Genomic DNA, 783 nt, shown 5'->3' on the forward strand with positions numbered 1-783 from the left:
GCGCTGGCCCAGACGCTGGCGCTCGGCGCGGCCTTCGCCTGGCTGGCCGTGCGGGCCCTGACCGGACGCGACCGGCTCGTGCTCCCCTGGAGCGAGATCCTGTCTGCGAGCGCCGCCTGCGGCGCCATGGCCCTGGCGCTCGCGCCGTTGCGCCATCTCGATCCGCCGCTCGCGCTCGGTCTCGCCGTGCCGCTCGGCGCCGGCCTCTACGCGGCCGTGGTGTGGATCTTCGACATCGCCGGCCTGCGCAGCCAGGTGGCCGGGCGCGTCCGTTCCGCCCATCCCCTGGCCGCAGAGTAGAGCGGTTCCACTTTGCAAGGTGGCCGCGATCCCGCATGATCGCGGCCACAAGGATGCCGCGCAGAAGGCATCCGCCGAAAACACGCGACCGGGCAGGAAACGATGCCATTCTACGAGCCCCGCGACGAGGGCGAGGCGGCCGAGATCGTCGGTGCGGCCGCCGGCCGGTCCGAGCCTCTGCGCCTCGTGGGCGGTGACACCATGGCCGGGATCGGCCGGCCGGCGCAGGACGAGGCGACCCTGTCGGCGCGGGCGCTCTCCGGGATCACCCTGTACGAGCCGGCCGAGATGGTGATCGCGGCACGCGCCGGCACGCCGCTCTCGGAGGTCCAGGCGCTGCTCGCCGCGCGCGGCCAGATGCTGCCGTTCGAGCCGATGGACGCCCGGGCCCTGATGGGCAGCGCCGCGAGGATGGCGTAGGCCCGGTCGAGGCCGTGGCGGATCCACGGCTCGTCGAGGCGCACGCGCACGGAATAGAACCGC

2 pseudogenes are annotated in these 783 nt (G+C 74.2%); both read left to right on the top strand.

Annotated features, from left to right (window positions below):
- Positions 1-300: pseudogene (locus FV223_RS31045) on the top strand (lipopolysaccharide biosynthesis protein); the annotation flags it as partial.
- Between the two features lie 102 nt (positions 301-402).
- Positions 403-702 (top strand): annotated as a pseudogene (locus tag FV223_RS29030) (FAD-binding protein); the annotation flags it as partial.
- Positions 703-783 lie beyond the last annotated feature (81 nt).

It is taken from the genome of Methylobacterium sp. WL116, from assembly GCF_008039455.1.
Taxonomy (GTDB): Bacteria; Pseudomonadota; Alphaproteobacteria; order Rhizobiales; family Beijerinckiaceae; genus Methylobacterium.